The 8,097-nt window shown below is 72.9% G+C and carries 8 protein-coding genes; 5 read left to right on the forward strand and 3 right to left on the reverse strand.

Annotated features, from left to right (window positions below; genetic code table 11):
• Positions 1-37: 37 nt before the first annotated feature.
• Both DQW06_RS12655 and DQW06_RS12660 read left to right on the forward strand, forming a co-directional pair.
• Positions 38-967 carry an ABC transporter ATP-binding protein gene (locus tag DQW06_RS12655; RefSeq protein ID WP_013154679.1) on the forward strand — a complete coding sequence of 310 codons (930 nt, stop codon included), beginning with the start codon at positions 38-40 and terminating at the stop codon, positions 965-967.
• Complete coding sequence (locus DQW06_RS12660) at positions 964-2,562, forward strand: ABC transporter permease (protein ID WP_117198511.1); 1,599 nt, start codon at positions 964-966, stop codon at positions 2,560-2,562. Before DQW06_RS12655 ends, DQW06_RS12660 begins: the two co-directional genes overlap by 4 nt.
• Before the next feature lie 77 nt (positions 2,563-2,639).
• On the opposite strand, the gene DQW06_RS12665 is transcribed toward DQW06_RS12660, so the two are convergent.
• The gene (locus DQW06_RS12665) at positions 2,640-3,110 is read right to left on the reverse strand and encodes a hypothetical protein (protein WP_013154681.1); all 471 of its coding nucleotides are present in this window, start codon (positions 3,108-3,110) and stop codon (positions 2,640-2,642) included.
• 31 nt (positions 3,111-3,141) lie between these two features.
• On the reverse strand, positions 3,142-4,239 hold the full coding sequence (gene rlmN, locus DQW06_RS12670) for a 23S rRNA (adenine(2503)-C(2))-methyltransferase RlmN (RefSeq protein WP_013154682.1): 1,098 nt from the start codon (positions 4,237-4,239) through the stop codon (positions 3,142-3,144).
• Positions 4,240-4,438: 199 nt separating this feature from the next.
• On the opposite strand from rlmN, the gene DQW06_RS12675 reads away from it, so the two are divergent.
• Together DQW06_RS12675 and DQW06_RS12680 are read left to right on the forward strand one after the other, a co-directional pair.
• Positions 4,439-5,524, forward strand: a complete 1,086-nt coding sequence (locus DQW06_RS12675) for a suppressor of fused domain protein (protein WP_013154683.1) — start codon at positions 4,439-4,441, stop codon at positions 5,522-5,524.
• 93 nt (positions 5,525-5,617) lie between these two features.
• On the forward strand, positions 5,618-6,850 hold the full coding sequence (locus DQW06_RS12680) for an MFS transporter (RefSeq protein WP_117198512.1): 1,233 nt from the start codon (positions 5,618-5,620) through the stop codon (positions 6,848-6,850).
• Positions 6,851-6,871: 21 nt separating this feature from the next.
• On the opposite strand, the gene DQW06_RS12685 is transcribed toward DQW06_RS12680, so the two are convergent.
• Positions 6,872-7,246 (reverse strand): BlaI/MecI/CopY family transcriptional regulator, encoded by a 375-nt coding sequence (locus tag DQW06_RS12685; RefSeq protein ID WP_041553227.1) that lies wholly within the window; start codon positions 7,244-7,246, stop codon positions 6,872-6,874.
• Positions 7,247-7,881: 635 nt separating this feature from the next.
• Here DQW06_RS12685 and DQW06_RS12690 point away from each other — a divergent pair.
• Positions 7,882-8,097: hypothetical protein (locus DQW06_RS12690; protein WP_157983427.1), on the forward strand; the 216-nt coding region annotated here is incomplete at its 3' end.

The raw sequence follows: 8,097 nt of genomic DNA on the forward strand, positions 1-8,097 counted from the left end.
TCCCCGACCCCCACCACGCACGGAGGGAACGACGACCATGACACCAACCGCCATCGAGGTCCGCGGCGTCGACAAGCGCTTCGGCCGCTTCCAGGCCCTGGACAAGCTGGACCTGACCGTCCGCACGGGCCAGGTCGCGGGCTTCCTCGGGCCCAACGGCTCCGGGAAGTCCACCACCATCCGGGTCCTGCTCGGCCTGCTCAGGGCCGACGCCGGAACGGTCAGCCTGCTCGGCGGCGACCCCTGGCGGGACGCCGTCGCCCTGCACCGGCGCCTGGCCTACGTGCCCGGCGACGTCACCCTGTGGCCCAACCTGACCGGAGGGCAGGCGATCGACCTGCTCGGGCGGCTGCGCGGCGGACTCGACCCCGCGCGCCGCCGGGAGCTGCTGGCCCGCTTCGAACTGGACCCGACCAAGAAGGCGCGCGCCTACTCCAAGGGCAACCGGCAGAAGGTCGCCCTGGTCGCCGCCCTGGCCTCCGACGCCGAACTGCTCATCCTCGACGAGCCCACCTCCGGCCTGGACCCGCTCATGGAGGCCGTGTTCACCGAGTGCGTCCTGGAGGCCAAGGCCCGGGGCCGCACCGTGCTGCTCTCCAGCCACATCCTCTCCGAGGTGGAGAAGCTGTGCGACACCGTCACCATCATCCGCAGGGGGCGTGCGGTGGAGTCGGGCACCCTGGACGACCTGCGCCACCTGACCCGCTCCGCCGTGCGCGCCACCGTCACCGGGGACGCGCGGGTCCTGGAGGGCGCCGAAGGGGTGCACAACCTGCGGCTCGACGGCGGCACCGTCGCCTTCGACGTGGACAACACCCGCATGGGCGCCGTCATGGGCACGCTCACCGGCCTCGGGATCCTCTCCCTGGTGAGCAACCCGCCCTCCCTGGAGGAGCTGTTCCTGCGCCACTACGGCGACGAGCTGGCCGCGCGCGGGGCCGACCGGAACGGGGGGACGGCGGTATGAACGCGTTCACCGGCACCGGCGCCCTCATCCGGTTCGTCCTGCGCCGCGACCGCCTCCGGCTGACCGTCTGGACCCTGGCCCTGGTCGGCACCGTCGCCGCGACCGTTCCGACGCTCGACGACATGTTCTCCACCGACGCCCAGCGCCAGGCCCGGGCGGCTCTCATGGAGACCCCGACCGGCGTCCTCTTCGGCGGCCCCGGATACGGGCTGGACGACTACCAGCTCGGCCCGATGGTGGTCAACGAGCTGACCATGAGCGTGCTCATCGCCCTGGCGGTCATGAGCGTCCTGCACGTGGTCCGGCACACCCGCGCCGAGGAGGAGAGCGGCCGCGCCGAACTGCTACGCGCCAGCGTCCTGGGCACGAGCGCCCAGATGACCGCCGCGCTGGTGACCATCTCGGTCGTCAACCTGCTCATCGGCGGCCTGGCCGCGCTGGCCATGGCGGGCAACGGCCTGGCGGTCGCCGACTCCGCGGCCTACGGGCTGGGGCTGGCCCTGGCCGGGATCTCCTTCGGCGCCGTCGCCGCCGTGTGCGCGCAGGTCACCGAGCACGGACGCGCCGCCGCGGGCCTGGCCTTCCTGGTCACCGGCGTGCTGTTCCTGTCCCGGGTCGTCGGCGACATGGCCGAGGAGGGCGGCAACGCGCTGTCCTGGCTGTCGCCGTTCGCCTGGGTCCAGCAGACACGCGTGTTCGACGACCTGCGCTGGTGGCCGCTGGCGCTGTACGCGGTCCTCGTGGCGGCGCTCTTCGCGCTGGCCTACGCCCTGGCGGACCGGCGCGACCTCGGCGCCGGCCTGGTCCCCTCCCGGCCCGGTCCGGCCGGTGCGGGCGGGCTGCTCAACGGCGTGTTCGCGCTGCACCTGCACCAGCAGCGCGGGGCGATCCTCGCCTGGGCGGCCGCGGTCTTCCTCTTCGCCCTCGCGTTCGGCTCGCTGGCCACGGAGGTGGAGGGGATGCTGGAGGAGAACCCCGACCTGCTGGCCGTCCTCGGCGACTCCGCCGACGACGTCACCGGGGGCTTCCTCGGCACCATGAGCGGTTACGTGCTGATGGCCGCGTCGGCCTACGCCGTCATGTCCGTGCTGCGGGCGCGGGGCGAGGAGACCTCCGGGCGCGCCGAGCTGACCCTGTCCGCGGCCGTGGGCAGGGTGCGCTGGTTCGGCGGCGCCCTGCTGGTCAGCGTGCTGTCCTCGGCGGTGATCGTGGTGGCGGGCGGCGTCGGCATGGGCCTGAGCGCGTCGGCGGCTCTGGAGGACCCCTCCTGGACGTGGACGATGACCGAGGCCGCCCTGGCCCAGCTGCCGGTGGCCCTGCTGTTCGCCGCTCTGACCGCGCTGCTGGTGGGAACCGCCCCGCGCCTGACCCCGCTGGTGTGGGCGTGGCTGGGCTACAGCCTCCTGGTCTCGCTGCTCGGACCGATGCTGGGCCTGGACGACCGGCTGCTGGACCTGAGCGCGTTCGGGCTGCTGCCCCAACTGCCCGCCGACGAGTTCGACGCCGCCCCGGTGGCCGTCGCGCTGGGGGCGGCGCTCGCGGCCAACGCGGTCGCCCTGGCGGGCTTTCGCCGCCGGGACCTGGCCAGCGTCTGACGGAGACGCCGTCCGGGGCGCCGCCGAGCCGGGGACCGGTTGGGCGGCGCCCCGGCCGCGTCAGGCGCGGACCGCGCTCAGGGCAGGAAGGACAGCCCCCAGGCGGGCGCGAACACCACGACCAGGAAGCGCGCGGTGCGGGTGACGAAGGTGATCAGGGCGAACAGCACGACGTTCATCCGCACCACCCCGGCCAGCACCGACACCACCACGAACGGCGGCACGCTGGCGAGGGAGCTCACCGCCACCAGGCCCGCGCCCCAGGCGGGCCGCTCCTCGGCCCTGCGCCGCCAGCCCTCGGCCCGTGCGGCCCACTTGCCCGGTGTGGCGCTCCTGCGGCGGATCCAAGGCGCGGAGAGCGTCCCGCGCCCGGCGTAGTAGTAGGGCAGCTTGCCCAGGGTCTGCCCGACCCCGGCGGCCACCGCCATGGCGACCAGGGCGCCGTCGTCCATCGCGATGACGGCGCCCACCAGGTAGACCTCGATGTTGATGACCGGGACGAGCCCGGAGACGAGGGCGACCACGAAGGCCAGCGCCGTCTCGATCACCCCGCGCTCCCGGTCGCCGTGGGCGGGCCGGTCAGTTCTCGGCCGCCGCGAGCTGCCCGCACGCGCCGTCGATCTCCTGTCCGCGGGTGTCGCGGACGGTCACCGCCACCCCGTGCGACTCCAGCCGCCGCACGAACTCGCGCTCGTCCTCGGGGCGCGAGGCCGTCCACTTGGACCCCGGGGTGGGGTTGAGCGGGATGAGGTTGACGTGCACCAGGTGGCCCTTGAGGAGCTTGCCCAGCAGGTCGGCCCGCCAGGCCTGGTCGTTGATGTCCTTGATCAGCGCGTACTCGATGGAGACCCGGCGGCCCGTGGTGCCCGCGTAGCGCCAGGCGGCGTCCAGGACCTCGTCGACCTTCCAGCGGGTGTTGATGGGCACCAGCTCGTCGCGCAGCTCGTCGTCGGGGGCGTGCAGGGAGATCGCGAGGCGGACCTGCATCCTCTCGTCGATGAGCTTGTTGATCGCGGGCACCAGGCCGACCGTGGACACGGTGACCCCGCGCTGGGAGATGCCCAGGCCGTTGGGGACGGGGTCGGTGATGCGGCGCACCGACTGGAGCACGCGCTTGTAGTTGGCCATGGGCTCGCCCATGCCCATGAACACGATGTTGCTGATGCGGCCCGGGCCGCCGGCGACCTCGCCGTTGGCCAGGTCGCGGGCGCTGGCGACCACCTGGTCGATGATCTCCCCGGTGGAGAGGTTGCGGGTCAGGCCCGCCTGGCCGGTGGCGCAGAACGGGCAGTTCATGCCGCACCCGGCCTGGGAGGAGATGCACAGGGTGACGCGGTCCGGGTAGCGCATGAGCACCGACTCGAACAGCACCCCGTCGAACGCCTTCCACAGGGTCTTGCGGGTCATGCCGTTGTCGCAGGTGATGTGGCGCACGGGCGTGAGCAGGGTGGGCAGCAGCGCCTCGCCGAGCCGCTCCCGGGAGGAGGCGGGCAGGTCGGTCATGGCCGAGGTGTCCGACACCAGGGAGCCGAAGTAGTGCTGGGCGAGCTGCTTGGCCCGGAAGGGCTTCTCCCCCAGCTCGCGGACGACCTCGGCCCGCTCGTCGGGGCTGAGGTCGGCCAGGTGCCGGGGAGGTTTGGCACGACGGGGTGCGACAAAGGTGAGCTCGGCGGGCATACACAGTCCGTAGGAAGTGGAGTCGGTGGTCTGGCGCCCGGGCGCGGACGGCGGCGGGAACGTGTCGTTATACGACTTATACGCCGCCGCGGTGCAGCTCCGCCTGTCAGGGCACTACCGTCGATTCTACGCACTGCGCGGACGGGCCCGACGGGTCCGTCCGGCTACGACGACCGGGGATCGGTGTGTGGGAGGGCCGGTGACAGGGATCGACGTCCTGCTCGACGAGATCAGCCCATACCAGAGCCGACGCGTCGTCGTCGAGTGTGACTCCCACACCACGGCCGCCTACCTGCTGGACGCGCGCGGGCGCATCCGCGTCCCGGTGTGGCTGGCCAACCACGAGATCGCGCCGCGCACGAGCGAGTCCGGCGGGCTGTACGAGGGCCGGGCCCCGCTCATGCCCGAGGCCTACACCAAGCACCCGCAGGGCCGCCCCCGCTTCGACCCCGACCGCCTGCGCGCCGTGTGGTTCGAGGAGGGCGACGGGGTCGCCCTGGTGGACGAGGAGGGGCTGCTGGCCGTCATCCCGGGCTGGGCGGAGGCCGACAGCGGGCTGCCGGGGTACGCGCGCGAGGCGATCGGCCGCAGCGCGTACGCCTGGGAGCTGGACTCGGTGCGCGGGCAGCTGTGGCCGCGCGTGGTGCACGCCGAGGCCTACTGGGACTGGCGGCGCGCCTCGGGCGCCTGGCGCAGCGTGCAGCGCACGGTGCTCAGCCACCTCAACCGCAACGTGGGCGAGCCCGGGCACTACTGGGACGTCTCCGACGGCCACCCGCCGCTGCTGCGCGTGTCGGAGCGCCCGCCCACCGCGGACCGCCCGTACACGGTGCTGTCCACGGTCGGGATGTGCGGTCAGCGCATGCCCACCCTGGACCGCTACATGGCCAACACCTCCCAGCACGCCCGGGTGGAGCTCGCCCTGGCCACGACGCTGCCCGCGCACCACGCCGCCCGCGTCTTCCGGTGGATCGGCGCCTTCCCCTGGCGGGCGGTGACCTGGTTCGGCACCGGGCACACCGTCAAGTGGCTGGACAACCCCGAGGACCGGGCCATGCGCGGCGGCGCGGGAGCCGTGCTGCTCCTGGAGGACCCCTCCGCCCTGGTCACCCGCCCCGAGCACCGGCCGCCGGACACCGCCGGGCTGTCCTTCCAGGGCGACCCCGTGCGCTGGCTGTGGATCGTGCCGATCACGCGCCCCGAGCACCTGTTCGCCAAGGAGCACGACAGCGCCACCCTGGTGGAGAAGCTGGCCGCCGAGGGCCGCAGCTGGGTGCTGGGTTAGCCGGGGTCCCGGGCGCCGCGCGAAAACCCGTTGACACCCCCTCGGCCGGAACGGGATCGTCGCTGCCGTTGGGACGAGCGGGGACGGGGGACCATGGCGCGCACTGGCGGCGCGGGTGCGGGACTGACCGCCCCGCTGGGGCACCCGGCCTTTCGCGGGCTGGTCGCGGGCCGGACCCTGATGGCCCTGGGCAACGGCATGGCGTCGGTGGCGCTGGCCTTCGCCGTGCTGGACGTGACCGGCTCGCTGACGGGCGTGGGGCTGGTGGTGGGCGCGCGCTCGGTGGCGAACGTGGCGCTGCTCCTGCTCGGCGGCGTCATCGCCGACCGGCTGCCGCGCGCGCTGGTGCTCCAGGGCGGGTGCGCCCTGGCCGCGCTCTCCCAGGCGGTCCTGGGCGCGCTCCTGTTGACGGGCACCGCCTCGCTGCCGCTGATGATCGCGCTGAGCCTGGTCAACGGCGCGGCCGCGGCGGTGAACCTGCCCGCCTCCGCGGCCCTGACGCCGCAGACCGTGCCCCGGGAGCTGCTGCGCCAGGCCAACGCGGCGATGGGCGTGGGCGTCCAGGGCGGGCTGTTCCTGGGGATGTCGGCGGGCGGCGTCGTGGTGGGCCTGCTCGGCGCGGGCTGGGCGATCACGGCGGACGCGGCGCTGTTCGCCTGCGCCGGGACGGCCTTCCTGTCCGTACGGGCGGCACGGGCGGACGGGCCGGTGGACACCGGGGACGCGGACGTGCTGCGCGACCTGCGGGAGGGGTGGAGCGAGTTCGTGTCGCGGCCCTGGGTCTGGATCATCGTGCTCCAGTTCATGGTCGTCAACGCGGGCTGGTCGGCGGCCACGGCCGTGCTGGGTCCGGGCATCGCCGACGAGACCTTCGGCCGGACCGCCTGGGGCCTGCTCATGGCGGCCAACAGCGTCGGGCTGCTGGCGGGCGGCGTGCTGGCGGCCCGCTGGCAGCCGCGGCGGGCGCTGGTCTACGGCACGGCCCTGATGACGGCGCACGCCGTGCCCTTCCTGGCCCTGACCGGGCCCTCGCCGCTGCCGGTGCTGTTCGCCGCGATGTTCCTGGCGGGCGTGGCGGTACAGCAGTTCGACGTGGCCTGGGAGGTCGCCGTCCAGGAGAACGTGCCGAAGGAGAAGCTGTCGCGGGTGTACTCCTACGACGCGCTGGGCTCGTTCGTGGCGATGCCCCTCGGGCAGATCGCGATCGGCCCGTTCGCCGAGCGCTTCGGCCCGGCTCCGGCCCTGGTGCTGGTGGCCTCGCTGACGCTGCTGGCCACCCTGGCCGCGGTCTCCTCGCGCAGCGTGCGCACCCTGACCCGCTCCTAGGGCTGTCCGGCGGGCGCCCCGCTAGCTGGCGACGCCGCGCCGGTCCCGGGTCTGGGCCAGCACGCGGTGGAGGCGCGCCACCTCCTCGTCGCTGAAGCGCTCCACGAAGCGCAGCAGGGTGGCGCCGGGGTCGGGCCCGGTGTTGAGGACCTCGTCCATCATCCGCGCGGTGTACTCGGCGTGCGACTCGCGCGGCCAGTACGTCCAGGCGCGGCCGGTCTTCTCCCGGTCCAGCAGCCCCTTGGTGAAGAGGATGTTGGCCACCGTCATGACGGTCGTGTAGGCCACGTCGCGGTCGTAGACCATGTTCTCGCGGACCTGGCGCACGGACATCGGCTCCTCGGACCGCCACAGCGCGTCCATGATGGCCGCCTCCAGTTCACCCAGACCCCTCATGGCCTCCCCGCCCGTCGCGTCCTCGGTTCCGAGGATCGTAGACACGAGGGGGCCTCCCGCGTGGGAGAACTCCGGAGAGCACACAGATCCGTACATCCTCGGCACCGGTCACCGGCGTTTCACCAGCGAACGCGCGTCCGCGCACGAGGGAAAGAGCGTTCACGGCCGGGCCCGGACCCCTCCCGCCCGCTGGGAAGACCGGCGGAGGGAGCCCGGCCGTCCTGCCCGGCCGCTCGCACCCCCTCCGACGGAGGCCCGCCCCGACTGGTTCCCCGAGGGACACCGTGTTACACGCCACATCCGGCGTGGCCGGACGCGGCCAACAACTTCACATCGTGAAACCCCTGCAAAACCCCGCAAACCAGGCGCTCTCGCGACTCTGAGCTTTGTTACTCACACGTAGTGGCAGTGTCGATGTGAAAGATTGTTACCTATCTCCTAGTTTCCACAAGGTCAGCGTTCCCCGCGCGGAGGCCGGTACAAGTAGCCTTGTACCCGACGAGTGCTGGCCAGGCCAGATGCTTCTCCGTATGCGCGGAACAGCTCCCGCGTTCGTTTCTTGAGCCCGCCTTGCCAGCAGCCACCCGTCTTCCTACACATTCACAAGCGAGCTGCGGAAGTGGGCGATCTCCGCCGTGTCGTCTGAGGCGTCTCAACCCCTGACAGATTTCGGTCCCAACGAGTGGTTGGTCGAGGAGCTTTATCAGAAGTACTTGAACGACCCGAACTCCGTTGACAAGGCCTGGTGGAACTTCTTCGCGGACTACAAGCCCGCGGAGACTGCTGGCGCGAAGGGCGGGAGCGGCGCGAAGGCGCAGGGCGAGAAGGCCCCCGCGGCCTCCGCCCCCAAG

The organism is Nocardiopsis sp. TNDT3, assembly GCF_003427465.1.
GTDB lineage: Bacteria > Actinomycetota > Actinomycetes > Streptosporangiales > Streptosporangiaceae > Nocardiopsis > Nocardiopsis dassonvillei.